The sequence below is a fragment of the Alteromonas sp. CH_MED4-4 genome, assembly GCF_037029575.1.
In the GTDB taxonomy this organism is placed as follows: domain Bacteria; phylum Pseudomonadota; class Gammaproteobacteria; order Enterobacterales; family Alteromonadaceae; genus Alteromonas; species Alteromonas macleodii.
On sequence record NZ_JAYMEU010000030.1, the window covers coordinates 22990 to 40632 of the forward strand.

Genomic DNA, 17643 nt, shown 5'->3' on the forward strand with positions numbered 1-17643 from the left:
ACCGGCTCAATCCCATGCTTGCCCGGTGGCCGGGTCCGTGATCAGTGTCTCCACCCAGCAGGCTTTGTCGGACGCAATGCGGTGTGTCTCATCGATCAAGTCGTCCATCATTTCGTCCAGCTGCTCATCCGACGTTGCAGGCACCTCAATGTGGTAGTCTCCATTGTTCTGCTGTTCCATCTCGAACGGTTTCAGGCAGTGGGCTTCGATTACCGTGCGGGCCTGGTGGGGTTTCCGGCTGCGAGGGCGTTGCGGCTCCAGGGTGAGCTGGACGGTTAATGCCCGGTGTCGCGGTTCGGATACGCTCGCCAGGCGTGGCTGGCCGACAGAAGACGCCACTTCGGTTGGGATTTGCATCAGGGCCTGCTCGAACGGCGATTTAGCTTCATGTATCGCAAGGCAGTCTGGGCATCCTGCCAACCGACGTACTCCATAAGCGCTTTGATTTCCCAGCCGGACGCACTGGCCCAGGTGGCAAAACCGCGTCGCAGCGAATGGCTGCTGAACGCTTCCACAGCGTCAATGTCTGCGTCGGCCAGAAGCTGGCGCAGTAGCGGCACGATGCTGTTCGGGTGCAATGAAGTATTGGAAATATTTCCCCAGCGATCAATCGCCCTGAATAGCGCACCGCTGGGCTGGTTCAAAAAGTCCAACCAATCCTGACAGGCCTCCACGGGACAGCACTGCCTCAGAGCTGGCACCTTGTATAGGCGACCTTCGGCCTGACGATCCCCCTTGCTCCTCCGTAAGTACAAGGACATACCGGCAGCGGGGGCCAGCGGCTTTGCTTGTTTTTGCCGGTAGGGATGCTCTTCGCGAATGCCCTTCAGAACCGTGCGTACTAAAGGAGCTTTCGTCGGATCTGGAAAACCTTGGTCCCGGTGCCAGCGTGCCAGCGCCGCCAGACGCTGCTTCAGAGTGGCGGCAGAAAGCCTTTCGGAATGATAGACCAGATAGCGAGCGACGCTGTCGGCGGTTGCGGGCGAGAAACCGCCCCAGTTCACCTCAAAATGCTCGACTGCGGATCGGTAGCTTCGTCGGGTATTGTCGCGGGTAGCAGCCCGAACGTACCGATCAACCGTCATTGGGTCCACCAGCGTCGTCCGATTTCGGCAATGCTCTTGTCGCTTCTCTTATCCAGCGTTCGGCCGCTTCGCACACGGCCTCATTGTCTGCCTTTGAAACCATCTTTTTGGACGTCTTAGCCATTGCATCGCGCACGGGTTGATCGAGTGGTTCGGCTTGTTTGTGCATTCTTGATCTCCTGGTGCGGCCTTGATCCGGGGCGGTAAATCGAGTCATATCGTACCGAGCTTTGGTTAGTATCGTTATCGAAATGGGTATCACAATGGATAACTCTGGATTATCACATGTCTTTACAGAGGTGCTTTCCAACTATCTTTCTGGTGTATATAGTACGTAATAACATAATACGTACTACAGTACGAAATAAACATGAGGACACGATCATGGCCCGAGGTGGCATCACCCAACCCCTGGTCGAGAACGCCCGTAAACGTCTTCTGGCTCGCAATGTTTACCCCTCCATCGACGCCATACGAGCCGAGATGGGCAACACCGCCTCAAAGACCACCATCAGCAACCACCTGAAAGCGATCGAGGCGCGTGAAAGCACCCGTCTGGACGACGAAGCGCTTCTGAGCAACCACGTAACCGACTTGGTAGGCCAACTGGCTCGGCAATTACGCCAGGACGCGCAGGAGACCATTGAGCAGGCGGGATACCGCCATCAGGCCGAGGTGGTCAGCTTACAGGAAGCCTTGACGGCACAGACCGCTGAGACCAGGCAAAACCAGGCGCAAAATACCGTGTTGGCTCCGGCGCGGGATGATTTACAGGCGCAGATCCATGGGCTGCGTGAGGCGCTCTCGAAACTCGAAGGCGATAACCGCGCACAGGCCCAGCGCATTGAAAGTTTGACTGAGCAGGTTCAGGACAAGCAACGCCAGGTGAACTCACTCGAAGAAAAGCACAAGCATGCTCGGCAGGCGCTGGAGCACTATCGCGGCTCCGTGAAAGAGCAGCGCGAACAGGATCAGCGTCGGCATGAGCAGCAGGTCCAGGAAGAGCAACGCCACCTGCAACAAGCCCTGGCCGTGAAACGCGACGAACAGACCCAGGCCACCCGGGAGATCACCCGGGTGTTCACGGAGGTGACTGAAGCTCGAAAGCAGTCGGATCAGTTGATCCAGCAACTGGACGAGCGGGATCGCGAAAATCGTCGTCTGGCCGACAAAACGGTGCGGCTAGAGCAGCAAACAGTAGCGTTACGCCAACGAAAGGCTGCCTTTGAAAAGCAGCAGCGCGTGAACGACCAACTGAAAGCGAAGGTGCAGCAGCTTGAAACCGACCTGAGCGTGAAGAATGAGCTGTTGGATCGCTTGAGCGCTGACAACGATTCCGACGAGACGATCAGAAAGACCCCTTAATGCATTCGAAAAGTCACACGGCCTGTTGACGAAAAGGAGCATATTGCTCTTGACCGCGACACAAAATTAAGATACCCCGTTTCTTGAAATCCTCCTGACTATGCTTTAGAGCCTACTGCAGTTCTATTGTGGTTCAAGTCTCAGGTGTTTCTCATTGGGGGAGCCCGAGTGGTTTGGATGACGGATTTAGGGCGGCGTGTTGCCCTGCTTTTTCATCGTCTAGGGACAAGTTCTTACCAAAACGCATCCATTTAATGAAACATGTATCGTTTTGCAAATTCGTTTGGACAAAAAATCAGCTCTGCCAATTTTTACGAATGTCAACAGGCGCAATGCGGCGGTTTCAGTCAATAAAAACCCCCGTTGAACAAGCGGTTTCTGGTTATCGTCTGCCATGATTATTGCAACCATCCAAAACCAGTGACCTTCTGTGCAACATTGTTCATCCCACTACTGAACATCCTTTGCGGAAACTGCGAGCCCCCAAGGGTAAACGCGGTATTGAGCAGGCACACCGTCGGGTCATCCAGACGAGTATTTTGGGCTGGGCCGGCAGCATCACCCTTGAACGACATCGCTGTACCCCACCGCTGATCCTGCGCCCAGGCACTGAGCAACTCCCTTAAATGCCGGTCATGCAGGGAGATACCATCAGCTTCCCTATGGCATGCCTTGTCATCGAGACAGATCACAAGAACATCCTGCTTCCGCAACACCTCCAGACACCGCCCGACTGGACGGTACTCCAACTCACTCATACCGGTATTGAGGATGAGCTCCGTTAACTCCCCGGGTTCTTCTGCCAAAAGCACCCGGAACAGCTGGTGCCGGCTCGATACATCCCGTGAACACACTTCCGGTTCAAAGCCATGGCCTGAGAGCAGTGCCTTTATCCTGCCAGCAGTGCCACCGTCACCTTTAAGCTGAAGGATTTCCGGGGTTTTGTGATCACACCGTGAGCTGATTATTACCACGCTTTTGTAGTGCTTGCCCCAGATCATCCGCGCTGGCCCGGAACAGGCTTGTCCACTGGACTGAATGTTGTCAGCGTCACAGGAGACAAATAACGCCGGAAGTTTTGTCATGTGTCTTATCCAAATAATCCGGCAATATTGCCGGGGCTTACCGCCCCAGTCTTTTTGCTGACTGCCCGCCGATGCCAAAATGTTGCTTGGGCATCTCGTTGAGAATGACGCGAACACTTTCAACCGGCGCTCCGAGGGAGCGGACAATAGCGTCTGTTACCTCGTGGATCAGCATCTCTTTTTGCTCGTCGGTGCGACCTTCCAGAATGTTGATTTGGGCAACGGGCATAAAACCTCCTTATACGAACCGGGCCGTGACCGTTCCCAGGCCCTGGTAGCGAACGCTGATGTTGTCACCGGGTTCGACGGTGATGGCCGCGGTGATACCCCCGGTCATGATGAAGGTGCCTGCCGGGATGTGTTCGCCCCGCTCCGCCAGCAAGTTCGCCAGCATGGCGACGCTTGAGGCTGGATGACCCAGCACAGCCGCGCCAGCACCCACGTCCACCACTTCGCCGTTCTTCTCGACCACCACACCCAGGGTTTTCAGGTCCACATCCGCCACTTCGGCCATCTGCCCACCAGTGATAAAGCGGGTCGACGAGGCGTTATCGGCGACCACGTTCACCAGGTCAAACTTGAAGTTCTCGTAGCGGGAGTCGATGATCTCCACGGCGGGGATCACGAAGTCCGTTGCTGCCAGTACCTGGCCGATATGGCAGCCAGGCCCTTTAAGCGGTGCCTTGGTAACAAAAGCGATTTCGGCTTCAATCTTCGGGTGGATCAGTTCCTTGGTGTTGACCACACCACCGTCCGGCACACTGAAATAATCCGCCAGAAAGCCGTAGATCGGTGTTTCCACACCCATCTGGGCCATCTTGGCCCAGGAGGTCAGGCCCATTTTCATGCCCACGATCTTGTTGCCCCGTTCTTCCTTGCGGCGGCGGATTTCCCACTGCACGTCGTAGGCGTCCTCGAAGGTCATATCCGGAAAGTCGTTGGTGACCTTGGTGATGTCGTGGGCCTGCAGTTCGGCGTTTTCCACGTGTTCAGCCAGGGCCAGCATTTGTTCGCGACTTAATGTCTTGCTCATGCGTTTTGCTCCTTCTGTGCCGCCAGCAGATCCAGCGCCACATCCACAATCATGTCTTCCTGGCCACCCACCATGCGGCGTTTGCCAAGCTCTACCAGAATGTCCACGGTCTTCAGGCCGTATTTCTGCGCCGCCACTTCGGAGTGGCGCAGGAAGCTCGAGTAGACACCGGCGTAGCCCAGGGCCAGGGTTTCGCGGTCCACTCTGACGGGACGGTCCTGCAGCGGCCGAACGATATCGTCAGCGGCGTCCATCAGGGCGTACACATCGGTACCATGCTCCCAGCCCATCTTGTCGAAGGCGGCGATGCACACTTCCAGCGGCGCGTTGCCCGCACCGGCGCCCATGCCGGCCAGGGAGGCATCAACACGGTCACAGCCTTCTTCTACCGCCACGATGGAGTTGGCCACACCGAGGGCCAGGTTGTGGTGGGCGTGGATGCCGGTTTCGGTTTCCGGCTTGAGCACATCTTTCAGGGCCCGGAAGCGGTCGCGGATGTCGTTCATGTTCATGGCACCGCCGGAGTCAACGACATAGAGGCAGGTGGCGCCGTAGTCTTCCATCAGCTTGGCCTGTTCCGCCAACCCTTGTGGGGTCTGCATGTGGCTCATCATCAGGAAGCCCACGGTGTCCATGCCCAGCTTTCTGGCATGCTCGATGTGCTGCCTGGAGACATCCGCCTCGGTGCAGTGGGTGGCCACTCGTACGATGCGTGCGCCAGCGCTGTAGGCATTGTCCAGGTCGTGGACGGTGCCGATGCCGGGCAGCAGCAGGGTGGCGATTTTGGCGTGTTCGGTGACTTCGGCGACCGCTTCGATCCACTCCAGGTCGGTGTGGGCGCCGAAGCCGTAGTTGAAGCTGGAGCCCTGCAGGCCATCGCCGTGGGCCACTTCAATACTGTCGACCTTGGCCTTGTCCAGGGCCCGTGCAATGTCCTGCACGTTCTTGATGGAGTACTGGTGGCGGATGGCGTGGCTGCCGTCGCGCAGTGTCACGTCGGAGATGTAGAGTTTCTTGCCGGGATTAAAGGTCATGATTTGTTCCTCCTCAGTTGACCAGCGATTCAGCGATGCGCTCGGCGGTACCGAGTGCCGCGGAGGTCATGATGTCCAGATTGCCGGCGTAGGCCGGCAGGTAATGGGCGGCGCCTTCCACTTCCAGGAAGATGGAGGTCTTCAGGCCGCTGAAGCGGCCCAGGCCCGGGACGTTCATGGGCTGATCTTCGGGGATGTCGTCGAACTGCACCTTCTGTTTCAGGCGGTAGCCCGGCACGTAGGACGACACGGCCTGGACCATCTCCTCGACTGAGGCTTCCACTTCCACCTTGTCGGCGGCGTCGGAGAGCACGTAGACAGTGTCGCGCATCAGCAGGGGCGGCTCGGCCGGGTTCAGGATGATGATGGCCTTGCCCTTCTGGGCACCGCCGACCATCTCGATAGCCTTGGAGGTGGTTTCGGTAAACTCATCGATGTTGGCGCGGGTACCGGGGCCGGCGGATTTACTGGAGATCGACGCCACGATTTCGGCGTAATGCACCTTGGCGACCCGGGAGACCGCCGCTACCATCGGGATGGTGGCCTGGCCACCGCAAGTGACCATGTTGACGTTGCCTTCCTGAAGGTTCTGTTCCAGGTTCACCACCGGCACGCAGTAAGGACCGATGGCCGCCGGGGTCAGGTCGACGATCTTGATGTTTTCCTTGTGACCGCGCAGGAACACCTCGTTGTGCATGTGGGCCTTGGCGGAGGTGGCGTCAAAGACGATGTCGATGTCGGCGAATTCCGGCATTTTCACCAGGCCGTCCACACCCTCGTGGGTGGTGGCCACGCCCATGCGGGCGGCACGGGCCAGGCCGTCAGACTCGGGATCAATCCCGACCATCACGCCCATTTCGATGTGCTGGCCATTGCGCAGGATCTTGATCATCAGGTCGGTGCCGATGTTGCCCGAGCCGATGATGGCTGCTTTGATTTTCTTGCTCATAATGTTGTCCTCTCTGATCCGGATCAGGCGAAGCGCACGGAGGCGCTACCGATGCCACCAATATCCACGCGCATGTAATCACCGGCCTTGACCGGCTCCAGCGGAACCAGGGAGCCGGACAGGATGACTTCGCCGGCCTTCAGGGTGATGCCGAACTCGCCCAGGGTGTTGGCCAGCCAAGTCACGCAGTTCACCGGGGAACCCAAAGCAGCAGCGCCGGCGCCAGCACTCAGCACGCTGCCGTTCTTCTCCACCACCATGCCGCAGGTCACCAGGTCCACCTTGCGGGGAGACACGGCCTGGTCGCCCAATACAAAAAGTCCACAGGAGGCGTTGTCGGCCACCGTGTCCTGGATGGCGATCTTCCAGTCCTGAATGCGGGAATCGACAATCTCGAAGCACGGCATGACACACTCGGTCGCCGCCAGTACATCAGCATTGGTGATGCCGGGACCGATCAGGTCTTTTTTCAGGATGAAGGCGATTTCGCCCTCGGCGCGAGGCGCAATCAGTCGGTCGCTGATGGGCATGATTTCGCCACTGTTGAACACCATGTCGTCGGTCAGGTACCCGAAGTCCGGTTGATGTACATTCAGCATGTTCTGCACGGCCTTGCTGGTGACGCCAATCTTCTTGCCGATGATGGAGGCTCCATCCGCCAGCCGGCGTTCCAGCATGCGCAGGGAAATGTGATAGGCGTCGTCAATGCTGATGTCTTCGCCACGGCTGGTGAGTGGGGATACCGCTTCCCGAGCGATCATGGCTTGGTACAGCTCGTCGCCGAGCATCTGGATCTTTTGCGGTTCCATCAGGCGTCTCCGGAAGCCGCTTTGTCGGCCTCATCAAAAAAGTCGTTAACCAACCGGGCAAAGCGGCCAGCATGTTCAATCTGGGTCCAGTGGCCACAACGGCCAAACACGTGTAACTGGGCGCGGTCAATCAGCTCCGCCAGCTTCAGGGAAGCCTCCAGCGGAATCACTTCGTCTTCACGGCCGTGCAGGAGCAGGGTTTCGTGGGGCAGCGCGCGGATGTCCTCTTCCCGGCTGGCCAGGTTATCAACCCAACGCTGGCGAGGTGCCGGGAACATGGCCGCGAAAGACTCCTGGAAACCGGGGCGAATGCTGGCCTGGTAACGCATTTCTGCCAGTTCGTCGGTCAACAGCCCCTTGTTGAAGGCAAATACATCCATCAACCGACGCATGGTTTCCAGCGAGGGCTGGTAACCCCAGACTTCGTCCAGGCCCTTGGTGATCGGGAAGCTGACACCTACAGACCCCATCAGCACCAGGCGACGAACCCGCTCCGGGTGTTCGATCGCCAAGGCCAGGGCCAGGCCACCCCCGAAGGAGTTGCCTATCAGATCCACTTTCTCCAGATCCAGCGAGTCCATAACGCCGATGGCATGGGCCACCCAGCGTTCACGGTTGTAGGTGTTGTCTCCCGGGCGTTCGGTGTAACCGAAGCCGAGCATGTCCGGCGCCACCACACGACGGTGCTTTGCCAGTTCCGGAATCACCAGGCGCCAGTTGGCCCAGGCCGTCACGCCGGGGCCGGAGCCGTGGATCATCATCACCGGGACATCACTCTTTCCATTGTCGCCACCATGGTCATGCACGTTAGTGCGGTACCCGGCAGCGGTTATCTCACGCCCGATTTCGGGGCTTTTTTCAGATGCTGTCATGATCGTCTCACAATTTTACGCAGATGTTTTTAATCTCGGTGTAGAACTCCAGGGAGTGCACACCGCCCTCGCGGCCAATGCCGGACTGCTTGCTACCCCCGAAGGGTGTGCGCAAGTCACGAAGGAACCAGCTGTTGACCCAGATAATGCCAGCTTCGACCTGGCCCGCCACACGGTGGGCACGAGTGATGTTCTCGCTCCAGATTGCCGACGCCAGTCCGTAGGGAAGACTGTTGGCCAGCTCGATGGCTTCCTCTTCGGTGTCGAACGGGCACAGGTGGACACAGGGGCCGAAGATCTCATCCGTAATCACCGCGGAATCTTCCGACAACCCGGTAAAGATGGTGGGTTCAACCCAGGCACCACCGGCCAGTTCGTCCGGCATCTCTGGAACGCCACCACCGGTAACCACAGTGGCGCCGTCATCCACGGCTTTCTGATAATAGGAAAGGACTTTTTCACGATGTTTGAGGCTGACCAGTGGTCCCAGGTTGGCTTCAGCATCGTCTGGCGGACCGATTTTTAGCCCCTCAGCTGCCTCTTTGAGACGGGCCACAAACTCGTCAAAGATGGGCCGTTCGACATAGACGCGCTCGGTGCCCAGGCACACCTGGCCACAGTTCACAAAGGCCGAGCGCATGGTGCCTTCGATGGCCTTGTCCATGTCGCAGTCGGCAAACACCAGGCCGGCGTTCTTGCCGCCAAGCTCCAGGGAGATGTCCCGGATGCCTTTGGCAGCTGCTTTCATGATGATTTCGCCGGTGCCGGTTTCGCCGGTAAAGGTGAAACCATCAACGTCCGGGTGTTCAGTCAGAAAGGCACCAGCGGAATCACCGCCAAAGCCATGCACCACGTTGTAAACACCATCCGGCACACCGGCCTCTTTCATCACCTCGCCCAATAGCGCTGTGGTCGTGGGGGTTTCCTCGGAAGGTTTAACCACTACGGTGTTGCCGCACGCCAGGGCGGGGCCGACCTTCCAGGTCATCAGCAGCAGGGGCAGGTTCCAGGGGCTGATTACACCAATCACGCCTTTGGGGCGGCGTACGGCGTAGTTCAGCGCGCCGGTGCCATCCGGCGTGGGCATTTCAAAGGACTCCGTGGGCACGTTCTTGATCATGTCCGCGAATACCTTGAAGTTGGCCGCACCCCGGGGGATGTCGATGTGGCTCGCCATGGATTTCGGCTTGCCGGTATCGAGGCATTCCGCCTCCAGGAACTCGTCGAAACGGGCATTGATGCCGTCCGCCACCTTATGCAGGATGCTGGTGCGTTCCTCCAGCGTCATCTTTCCCCAGGGGCCGCGCAGGGCCGCTTTTGCGGCCTTAACGGCGGCGTCCACCTCGTCCCGACCGGCTTCGTGAACCTTGCTGATCACCTTGCCGTTGGCCGGGTTGACGTTGTCGAACAGCTTGCCGCTGGCGGAGCCAACGTACTGCCCGTTGATGTAGTGCTTGATGTCTTTCATTGCTGACTAATCCTGTTATAGATAGGCCTGTCGAACGGTTGAAAAATCAGGTCAATACCGTCATGAAGCGTTCGTTCACCTGGCGATCGTGGTAGAAAATCGCCTTGCCAAGCTGCTCCGCTTGCCAGGTCACCGGCTTGTGATCCGGGTAGAAGTAATCGCCGCCACAGAACACTTCATTGCGGTTGCCGGACGGGTCAAAGAAATAGATGGTCTGGCCGTGGGTCAGGCCGTGACGGGTCGGGCCGATATCGATGGAGGTATCGGTCATGGAGATCAGATCCGCCGCCCGGAGGACCGCTTCCCAGGTATCCAGGAAGAAGGACGCGTGGTGGAACTTGCCTTTCTCTTCGTGATGAATGAAGGCCACGTCGTGCTCCTTCATGGAGACCGTCAGGAACTGCGCTACGCGGGTGCCTTCGGGGTCCAGTACCTGTTCGGCCAGATGGAAGCCCAGCACGTTCACGAAAATGTCATAGGTAGCAGCCAACTCAGGGCCGTAGAACAGGCAGTGGTCAAAGCGGACGGCTTTCATGCCTTGCAGGCCACGGGGCCAGGCTTCCGGGTTCACGCTGGAAACGCCCCACTTGCCGGTGTACTTCTTGTCGGCATATAGCTCGAAGGCATGGCCGGAGGGCACGGTAAAGCGGACGCGGCGACCGCAATCCTTCAGATCTTCGGCCGGCACCTGTTCCACCTCAACACCGTAGGCCACCAGGTCTTTTTCCAGCTGAACCAGAGTGTCTTCGTCCACTACCTTGAAGCCCATAAAATCGCAGCCGGGCTCGTCTGCTTCACGCAGCACCAGGGAGAACTTGTCCACCTCGGTCCAGGCTTTGAGATACACCCGGCCCTGGTCGTCACGATCGGTTTCGATCATGCCCAGCAGCTCGGTGTAGTGTTTGACGGCTTCGCCCATATCGAGAACCCGGATCTGTACGTGGCCGGGACGCATTACACCTTTTTTCATAACAGTTACCTCAACGCTCTTGTTGTTTGCTCGCTCGTATCGCCCGGAGCCGATGGCTCCAGGCACTCAATAGTCAGATCGGTGACTGGATAGATCCGGCAGGCCAGGACCTCCCCCTGTTCAATGGCTTCGGGCGGGGCATGTACGCGGCTCATCTTTCCGCACCTGTATTCACCCTCAATCACGCGGACCTTGCAGATGCCACAGCCACCGCCTCGGCAACCGACAGGCACGCACTTCAGGCCCCATTGCTCCATGGCCTTGAGGACGCTCTGGCCTTCTTGGCAGGTAAAATCGTCGCCCGTTGTGCAATTATACACCTGAAATCGAGCCATACCTCCTCTCCCCTTAAGATTTCCTTGAAGATCCCAACGTTACATTTCAAGCGCGACGTCAGCCGGTGCCAATCATTCTACTCAACCACCGGAGTACTCCGTGTAAAGCTCTTAATTGGAGCAAGAGGGTTACCCCTGATACCCGCCACCCACCGGCAGCACCGTACCTGTGATATAGGAAGCCTCGTCAGACGCCAAAAAAAGTATGGCATTGGCCTGCTCTTCCGGTGAGCAGTAGCGCTTCATGAAGCTCATTTCGGTAGCCTCATCAACGATAGCCTGATACCACCCCTTCTCCAATTGACTCATGGCTTTACTATTACGCGGAATCCGCCGCTGGCCAACATCAGTACCACCAGGAGCTACTGCGTTGACACGGATCCCATATTTGGCATTTTCTAACGCCATACACACGGTCAAAGCGTTTACACCCCCCTTGGCCGCCGAATAGGGCACACGGTTAGAACCTCGGGTTGCTAGAGATGACACATTCACGATCACTCCACTTTGTTGTTTTTGCATCTGTGCCAAAACTGAATGGGAACACCAAAGGGTCGGAAACAAGGAGCGACGAATCTCGGCTTCGATCTGCTCTTCCTCGTAGACTTCATAAGGCTGGACCCAGATCGTACCGCCAACGTTATTAACCAAAATGTCGATGCGGCCAAAATGACTTACCGCCAAATTGACTGCCTTGCAGGCATCCGCATACCGCTCCAGATCAACGACGCTGATCTGGACGCTTGCCGCGCCGGCGGCCAGGGCCTCCTCTGCCACCTCTTTGACAATATCGGAGCGATCCACCAGCAGCAGGCTGGCTTTTTCAGCAGCCATCTGTAGGGCAACGGCACGACCGATGCCCTGGGCAGCACCAGTCACAATAGCGACGCGGTTTTCAAAACGTTCGACTCTCATTTAGAATTCCTCACTTGCTGGTCGTAAATTTCTCGTAGTGGAGGCTGACCGGTTGAATACCCACTTCCTGCATAAAGCTGCTAACAGCTTCGACCATCGGCGGCGGACCACACAGATAGATATCAACATCACCATCATTCAAATCACTAGGTTCAATATAATCTGTGACGTAACCCTTCTGCGGCCAACTGCTATTTTCTGAGGCCACGCAGACATCAAATGTGAAATTATCGATGGCCACGGCGAAGGCTTTAAGCTTGTCCAGCTCGACAAGATCAATATCGTGCGTAACGCCGTAGATTAGGTGGATCGGATGAGCGCTTCCGTCCTGCTGAATCTTTTCCAACATCGCCAGGAAGGGCGCCAGCCCCGTTCCCCCAGCCAGCATCAGTACCGGGCGCCTCACTTCACGCAGGTAAAAGCTGCCAAAGGGACCTCGCAGGGTTATACTGTCACCTACGCTCGCCTTGTTTGCCATATAGGTACTCATCAGCCCGCCGGGAACCGCACGGATCAGGAAAGATACCGATTCGTTCGCCTGGTTAACTATGGAGCTGAAGGAATAGGCGCGCCATTGGTCAGTCCCCGGTACCTGTACATTGACATACTGCCCCGGCAGAAAATGCATGGCCCGCACTTGATCACCGGAAACGGCAAAGGACAGGGTGGAGTCAGACAGATGGTTAATCTCAGTCAACCTGGCATGTACGTCGGCTTGCTGGCTACGCACACAGACTTCTGACGTGGCCGGCACGGTAACGACACAATCCGACTCCGGAATCATGCTGCAAGTCAGAACATAGCGCTGTTCGGCTTCCCGAACGGACAGCGCATCCTCTATATAACCATCCATCTTATAGCTGCCCGATTCGCAGTGACACTTACAGGTACCACAGGCACCATCACGGCAGTCGAGCGGAATATTGATTCCCGAACGATAAGCGGCGTCGGCCACCGTCTCCATCGGTAACGTGGTAATAAATCGAGTTACATCATCTTCAAAATTGAGCGCTACTTTATACACTGCTTGATACCTCAGGCCCATTTCAAGGGTGCCGACGACACACCGAGAGGCACTTGTTATTAAACTGGTTAATTCAGATCCGGGAATCCGGATGGAAGCCTCGTGGCTATTCCTGACTGACAGGGAAGCCATTAGGCTTATATATCCGGACGAATTCAAAGGTGATAGATATCCACAACGTGGTGGATGTAGTCGTTCTTCAGCACAGCCTTCTTGCTCTTGATTTTCAGCTTGCCGTCTTCACCACGAATCAGCTTGACAAACGCGGTACCGAAATAGGTATCTACATTGTCATAACGTACGCTGTGGGTCATCCAGCTGTAGCGCACTTTTGCATCACTGGACGATACAGCGAGCACCTCCAGGTTGCTCAGCATGTGCTGGGTACGCGGCTCCGGCATTGAACTGACGCTGGAGCGCTCTGTCTGGATGCGGAAAACACGATCCTCAATTCCATCCCGTTTATCATAATAAATCAATGACATCTCTGACTGCGGATCGTCCGTCAGCTCGCCGTCCACATCCCAACACGGCACCCAGAATTCAGAGTTCTTATCATAGTGCTCAAGCCAATGGCTATAATCCTTATCGTCCAGCGCACGCTGCTCAGAATGCAGAAAATCACGAATCTCGTCGTAACTGATTGTCATGGTTACTCTCCCTTTTCCTTGCGCGCCGCTTCGGCAATCATTTGTTGCCAGTAATGGTGCTGAACAATGAACAGACCCTCATCTTCAGTCTTCTTACCACTCATCACAGGGTGCAAATCGATAGTCATCGCCTCTTCATCCTGCCCATCGATCCAGTGAGCAGCACCACGACTCAGGTCATTCCAAGGCAGTTTCATGGCCTTAAAACCTTGCTGGCATGCGCGAAACTCTTCAAGGTCATCCGGGGTCGCCATGCCGGAAGCGTTAAAGAAGTCTTCGTACTGACGGATGCGGTGGGTACGCGCTTCAGCATTTTCTCCCTTGGGCGCGATGCAATAAATGGTGACTTCGGTCTTGTCCACGGAGATTGGACGGAAGTGACGAATCTGGGAGCTCATCTGATCCATCAGGAATACGTTCGGGTACAGGCAAAGGTTACGCAACTTCCCTATCATCCAGTCGGCACGATGAGCGCCAAATTTTTCGACCAGCTCGTTTCGGCGCTCGTACAGTGGGCGATCCTCCGGATTAGGCCACTCCATCCACAGCAGAATGTGGCCATGTTCAAATGCATAGAATCCACCTGTTTGCTTGTTAAAAGTGGACAGGTCCATCGCCTTAACATCATCAGCGGACATGCCGGCCTTACGACGAGCCACAGTGGCAACGTAGTTCCAATGAGTAGCAGATGCGTGGTACCCATCGGCTCCATTCTCGGCCTGCAATTTCCAGTTGCCGTCAAAGATGTAAGTCGATGAGCCACGCAACACTTCCAGACCTTCCGGTGACTGATCGACAATCATGTCGATGATTTTGGCTGCTTCGCCCAAATGTTTAGTCAGCGGCTTGACATCATCATTCAGCGAGCCAAAAAGGAAGCCTTTGTAGCTTTCCATGCGCACCTTTTTTAGGTCATGAGAGCCTCTGCAGTCAAAGGAATCCGGATAGCCAGCATCGTCGGGATCTTTGACCTTGATCAACTTTCCGGAGTTATTGAAGCTCCAGCCGTGGAAAGGACAGGTTAAAACTGCCTTGCTACCCTTCTTTTTGCGACAAAGAATAGCGCCACGGTGGGTGCAGGTATTGATAAAGCAGTTCAGCTCGCCATTTTTATTGCGGGTAATAACAATGGGCTGGCGTCCGATATAACCGGTAAAATAGTCGTTTGCATTTGCAACCTGGCTTTCATGCGCCAAATAAACCCAGTTTCCTTCGAAAATGTACTTCATCTCCATCTCGAACAGCTCAGGATCAGTGAACATGTCGCGTCGACTACGATACAGGCCTTTTTTTTCATCGGTTTCAATCAGACCGCCTACTTTTGCTATCAGATTATTATGCACAGACTACCCTCCTTTTTTTTTTATACATATTGAAGGGCAGCCCTAGGAATAACTATCCAGTGAGTGCACTCTTTATCCTAGGGCTGCAAAGACTCGGTTTTGCATTGCATCTTATGTTCAATTGAGTAGTTGAACGAAGCCGCTACGCGGCAGAGGCGTAATTCGTCTGTACTTCTCTGATCCCTTCCAGCCCGGAAGGGGACCAGAGGAGACACCCCATGAACGCCAACGAACACGCTCGCTTCCAATCCCTGCACCAACGCTACCTCACCGAACTCACCCTGCGGGGCAAAAGCCCCAAGACCATCGATATGTACGCCCGCTGCCTGCGGCAGGTCGGCGACTTCTTCGACACCTCTCCCGACCAGCTTAGCACCGATCAGCTCAGGCAGTATTTCATGCACCTGGTCGAGCACCGCTCCTGGAAGTGTTCGGCGACAATTAGGATGACCGGTTAGCGACAACTATCTTGGCCGGTTGGGTGTAACAATTGGCCCCTTGTTTTCCATGGTGGAGCAAAGGGTGCCAGGCCAACACATAACCAACTGACAAGAGGAGCTGTACATGCAGCACCGACAAAGTGGCGCACCCGAGAAGATCCACTGGAAGCCGTTTGGGAGACAGAGTTACTCCCTTTGCTAGAAGCCAAGCCTGACTTGACCGGAACAACCCTGCTGGATTATTTGCAAGAGCAATACCCTGAGCACTACGACCAGACCATTTTGCGCACTCTGCAATGTCGGGTGAAGCAATGGCGAGCACTGTATGGGCCGGAACGCGAGGTCATTTTTCGCCAACAGGCCGTTTTGGCACAGCAGGGATTTTCGGATTTTACCCACCCAGATAACCCTGTGACGATTCAGTCCAAGGCTTTTCCACATCTGCTCTATCAGTTCCGTCTGGCCTACAGTGGCTGGCGCTCGGTTACCGTGGTTCAGGGCGGTGAGAGTTATGCGGCTCTGGCGACGGGATTGCAGCGAGCCCTACAGCGAGCTGTGCCAGCATTACCGCATGACGCCCACCCGAAATAATCTGGGGCAGTCCCATGAGAACGGTGTGGTGGAGTGTGCCAATGGCTCGCTCAAGAAGCGCCTGGCACAACAGCTGTTACTGCGCGGCCACAATGACTTCGAGAGTATCGAGCAGTACCAGGAGTTTATCGATTGCGCTGCTGACAAACTCAATCGGCGCAACCGGTCCCGTGTGCTTGAAGAGCAGACCGCCTTGCAGCCACTGTCGGAGTTTACAGCCGCCGAGTATCAGACCCTCCATCTCAAGGTGACGCGCAGCTCAACGATCGAAGTCCGCCGCGTTGTCTACACCGTGCCATCGCGACTGATTGGAGAGTCGGTCCAAATCCGCCTGCACCACGACAAGCTGGTGCTGTTCGTTGGTCAGCAACCGGCTGTGACATTGCCACGCGTTTATCCCAAGACGAGTGAGAACCGTGCCCGCAGCGTCAATTACCGGCACGTGATCTGCTCGCTGGCCTCAAAGCCACAGGCCTTCCGCTACTCTCAGTTGCGTGATGACCTGCTTCCAGACGACAACTACCGCGAACTCTGGCAACTCGCGGATGAGCATCTTGACCCCCGTGAAGCCTGCAAGTGGATCGTGACCGTCCTTCGGCTGGCCAGTGAATATGATGATGAACAGTCGCTGGGGGAAGACCTGTTGATAGAAGCCCGGGTCGGCCGGTTCGCGTCAATTACCGAGATCCAGTCACGCTACCTTCGTGGCAATCCCGACCTCGAATTCTCAGCTTCAAATCAACACACCCTGGTCAGTTATGACGACTTGCTGACTTCGATCCGCAGCCAAGAGGCGTCGATATGACTGACTCCGTCGCCTTACTGCTTAAAGAACTCCGTCTGCCGGCCTTCCACCGTCACTATCAATCGCTCTGGGAAACGGCCATTGAAAAGAACTGGTCACATACGGATTACCTGGCAGCCTTGTGTGAATACGAACTCTCAGATCGCTACCAGCGTCGAACTCAGAAGTGGCTACGAGAGGCTAAGCTTGCGGCCAACAAAACCTTCTCTGCGCTGGATCAAAGCCGTTTTAGTCGCCCCTGCAACGCCGCACTGGCCAAGCTGCAACAAGACAATGACTGGGCACACCATGCCGACAATGTGCTCTTGATCGGCCCTAGCGGCACTGGCAAAACCCACATTGCCAATGCCCTGGGCCATCAACTCACCGAACAGGGCGTGCGCTGCAAACTGTTCCCGGCGATAGCCCTGGTTCAGCACTTGCAGCAAGCCAAGCGCGACCTTGATCTGATGACCGCCATGACACGACTGGACAAGTACCGGGTCATCATCATTGACGATATTGGCTACGTTAAAAAACGGATGCAGAAACCCAGGTACTGTTCGAGTTCATCGCTCACCGCTATGAGAGTGGCAGCTTGATCGTCACTGCCAACCAGCCATTCAGCGAGTGGGATCAAATCTTCCCGGACAGCATGATGACCGTAGCCGCCGTAGACCGACTCATACACCACGCGACGATTATCGAATTAGAGGGGGAAAGCTACCGACGACACAGCAACAGCTTAAGCAGGCTGGAAAGAGTAAAAAGTAAGACCACCCAACCGGCCATCATAATTGTCGCGGACCGGACAAGGTAGTTGACGCCAGAAAGCCCGTCTCTTACTTTTTCACTCTAACCCGCGATGAACCAAAGAAAGCGGTTGAATTC

Annotated in this window: 23 protein-coding genes; 6 read left to right on the forward strand and 17 right to left on the reverse strand. The window is 56.2% G+C overall.

Annotated elements, in window-relative coordinates; genetic code table 11:
- Nucleotides 1-6: 6 nt before the first annotated feature.
- Genes WA381_RS17165 through WA381_RS17175 form a run of 3 tightly spaced genes read right to left on the reverse strand, consistent with a single transcriptional unit; the run spans nucleotide 7 to nucleotide 1209 of the window.
- Nucleotides 7-357, reverse strand: coding sequence for a hypothetical protein (locus WA381_RS17165; protein WP_231506622.1), 351 nt, complete (start codon nucleotides 355-357; stop codon nucleotides 7-9).
- Nucleotides 357-1085 (reverse strand): tyrosine-type recombinase/integrase, encoded by a 729-nt coding sequence (locus tag WA381_RS17170; RefSeq protein ID WP_231506621.1) that lies wholly within the window; start codon nucleotides 1083-1085, stop codon nucleotides 357-359. Before WA381_RS17170 ends, WA381_RS17165 begins: the two co-directional genes overlap by 1 nt.
- Nucleotides 1075-1209, reverse strand: coding sequence for a hypothetical protein (locus WA381_RS17175; protein ID WP_264386963.1), 135 nt, complete (start codon nucleotides 1207-1209; stop codon nucleotides 1075-1077). The genes WA381_RS17170 and WA381_RS17175 overlap by 11 nt, the downstream gene beginning before the upstream one ends.
- Before the next feature lie 260 nt (nucleotides 1210-1469).
- Here WA381_RS17175 and WA381_RS17180 point away from each other — a divergent pair, with 260 nt between their 5' ends.
- Nucleotides 1470-2450 (forward strand): DNA-binding protein, encoded by a 981-nt coding sequence (locus WA381_RS17180; protein WP_197044463.1) that lies wholly within the window; start codon nucleotides 1470-1472, stop codon nucleotides 2448-2450.
- A 398-nt stretch (nucleotides 2451-2848) separates the two neighbouring features.
- Here WA381_RS17180 and WA381_RS17185 read toward each other — a convergent pair whose 3' ends face one another.
- The 14 genes from WA381_RS17185 to benA all read right to left on the reverse strand — a co-directional run bounded on the left by WA381_RS17185 (nucleotide 2849) and on the right by benA (nucleotide 14937).
- Nucleotides 2849-3535 carry a hypothetical protein gene (locus WA381_RS17185; RefSeq protein ID WP_156087416.1) on the reverse strand — a complete coding sequence of 229 codons (687 nt, stop codon included), beginning with the start codon at nucleotides 3533-3535 and terminating at the stop codon, nucleotides 2849-2851.
- A 37-nt stretch (nucleotides 3536-3572) separates the two neighbouring features.
- Nucleotides 3573-3764, reverse strand: coding sequence for a 2-hydroxymuconate tautomerase (locus WA381_RS17190; protein WP_156087415.1), 192 nt, complete (start codon nucleotides 3762-3764; stop codon nucleotides 3573-3575).
- A 9-nt stretch (nucleotides 3765-3773) separates the two neighbouring features.
- Nucleotides 3774-4568: a 2-oxo-3-hexenedioate decarboxylase gene (dmpH, locus tag WA381_RS17195; protein ID WP_156087414.1), complete on the reverse strand. Its 795-nt coding sequence runs from the start codon at nucleotides 4566-4568 to the stop codon at nucleotides 3774-3776.
- Nucleotides 4565-5602, reverse strand: a complete 1038-nt coding sequence (dmpG, locus tag WA381_RS17200) for a 4-hydroxy-2-oxovalerate aldolase (protein ID WP_156087413.1) — start codon at nucleotides 5600-5602, stop codon at nucleotides 4565-4567. The genes dmpH and dmpG overlap by 4 nt, the downstream gene beginning before the upstream one ends.
- A 13-nt stretch (nucleotides 5603-5615) precedes the next feature.
- The gene (locus tag WA381_RS17205) at nucleotides 5616-6551 is read right to left on the reverse strand and encodes an acetaldehyde dehydrogenase (acetylating) (protein WP_156087412.1); all 936 of its coding nucleotides are present in this window, start codon (nucleotides 6549-6551) and stop codon (nucleotides 5616-5618) included.
- Nucleotides 6552-6574: 23 nt separating this feature from the next.
- Nucleotides 6575-7360, reverse strand: coding sequence for a 2-oxopent-4-enoate hydratase (dmpE, locus tag WA381_RS17210; protein WP_156087411.1), 786 nt, complete (start codon nucleotides 7358-7360; stop codon nucleotides 6575-6577).
- Nucleotides 7360-8232 carry an alpha/beta fold hydrolase gene (locus WA381_RS17215; RefSeq protein ID WP_156087410.1) on the reverse strand — a complete coding sequence of 291 codons (873 nt, stop codon included), beginning with the start codon at nucleotides 8230-8232 and terminating at the stop codon, nucleotides 7360-7362. Before WA381_RS17215 ends, dmpE begins: the two co-directional genes overlap by 1 nt.
- 7 nt (nucleotides 8233-8239) lie before the next feature.
- Nucleotides 8240-9700 (reverse strand): 2-hydroxymuconic semialdehyde dehydrogenase, encoded by a 1461-nt coding sequence (locus WA381_RS17220; RefSeq protein WP_156087409.1) that lies wholly within the window; start codon nucleotides 9698-9700, stop codon nucleotides 8240-8242.
- A 46-nt stretch (nucleotides 9701-9746) separates the two neighbouring features.
- The gene (locus WA381_RS17225; protein WP_156087408.1) at nucleotides 9747-10670 is read right to left on the reverse strand and encodes a catechol 2,3-dioxygenase; all 924 of its coding nucleotides are present in this window, start codon (nucleotides 10668-10670) and stop codon (nucleotides 9747-9749) included.
- 5 nt (nucleotides 10671-10675) lie between these two features.
- Nucleotides 10676-11005, reverse strand: coding sequence for a 2Fe-2S iron-sulfur cluster-binding protein (locus WA381_RS21020; RefSeq protein WP_156087407.1), 330 nt, complete (start codon nucleotides 11003-11005; stop codon nucleotides 10676-10678).
- 129 nt (nucleotides 11006-11134) lie between these two features.
- Nucleotides 11135-11920, reverse strand: a complete 786-nt coding sequence (locus tag WA381_RS17230) for a 1,6-dihydroxycyclohexa-2,4-diene-1-carboxylate dehydrogenase (protein ID WP_156087406.1) — start codon at nucleotides 11918-11920, stop codon at nucleotides 11135-11137.
- Between the two features lie 10 nt (nucleotides 11921-11930).
- On the reverse strand, nucleotides 11931-12944 hold the full coding sequence (gene benC, locus WA381_RS17235; RefSeq protein WP_231506620.1) for a benzoate 1,2-dioxygenase electron transfer component BenC: 1014 nt from the start codon (nucleotides 12942-12944) through the stop codon (nucleotides 11931-11933).
- A gap of 155 nt (nucleotides 12945-13099) precedes the next feature.
- A complete protein-coding gene (locus WA381_RS17240; protein WP_156087405.1) occupies nucleotides 13100-13594 on the reverse strand; it encodes an aromatic-ring-hydroxylating dioxygenase subunit beta in 495 nt (164 codons plus the stop codon).
- Nucleotides 13595-13596: 2 nt separating this feature from the next.
- Nucleotides 13597-14937: a benzoate 1,2-dioxygenase large subunit gene (benA, locus tag WA381_RS17245; protein ID WP_156087404.1), complete on the reverse strand. Its 1341-nt coding sequence runs from the start codon at nucleotides 14935-14937 to the stop codon at nucleotides 13597-13599.
- 218 nt (nucleotides 14938-15155) lie between these two features.
- On the opposite strand from benA, the gene WA381_RS17250 reads away from it, so the two are divergent.
- The 5 genes from WA381_RS17250 to WA381_RS21025 all read left to right on the forward strand — a co-directional run bounded on the left by WA381_RS17250 (nucleotide 15156) and on the right by WA381_RS21025 (nucleotide 17572).
- Complete coding sequence (locus tag WA381_RS17250) at nucleotides 15156-15395, forward strand: phage integrase N-terminal SAM-like domain-containing protein (protein ID WP_231506619.1); 240 nt, start codon at nucleotides 15156-15158, stop codon at nucleotides 15393-15395.
- Nucleotides 15396-15572: 177 nt separating this feature from the next.
- Nucleotides 15573-15968: a hypothetical protein gene (locus WA381_RS17255; RefSeq protein WP_231506618.1), complete on the forward strand. Its 396-nt coding sequence runs from the start codon at nucleotides 15573-15575 to the stop codon at nucleotides 15966-15968.
- Nucleotides 15949-16773 (forward strand): Mu transposase domain-containing protein, encoded by an 825-nt coding sequence (locus WA381_RS17260; RefSeq protein ID WP_231506617.1) that lies wholly within the window; start codon nucleotides 15949-15951, stop codon nucleotides 16771-16773. Before WA381_RS17255 ends, WA381_RS17260 begins: the two co-directional genes overlap by 20 nt.
- A complete protein-coding gene (locus WA381_RS17265; RefSeq protein ID WP_390881944.1) occupies nucleotides 16770-17354 on the forward strand; it encodes an ATP-binding protein in 585 nt (194 codons plus the stop codon). Before WA381_RS17260 ends, WA381_RS17265 begins: the two co-directional genes overlap by 4 nt.
- Nucleotides 17351-17572 carry an ATP-binding protein gene (locus WA381_RS21025; RefSeq protein WP_390881945.1) on the forward strand — a complete coding sequence of 74 codons (222 nt, stop codon included), beginning with the start codon at nucleotides 17351-17353 and terminating at the stop codon, nucleotides 17570-17572. Before WA381_RS17265 ends, WA381_RS21025 begins: the two co-directional genes overlap by 4 nt.
- The last annotated feature ends 71 nt before the right edge of the window (nucleotides 17573-17643 follow it).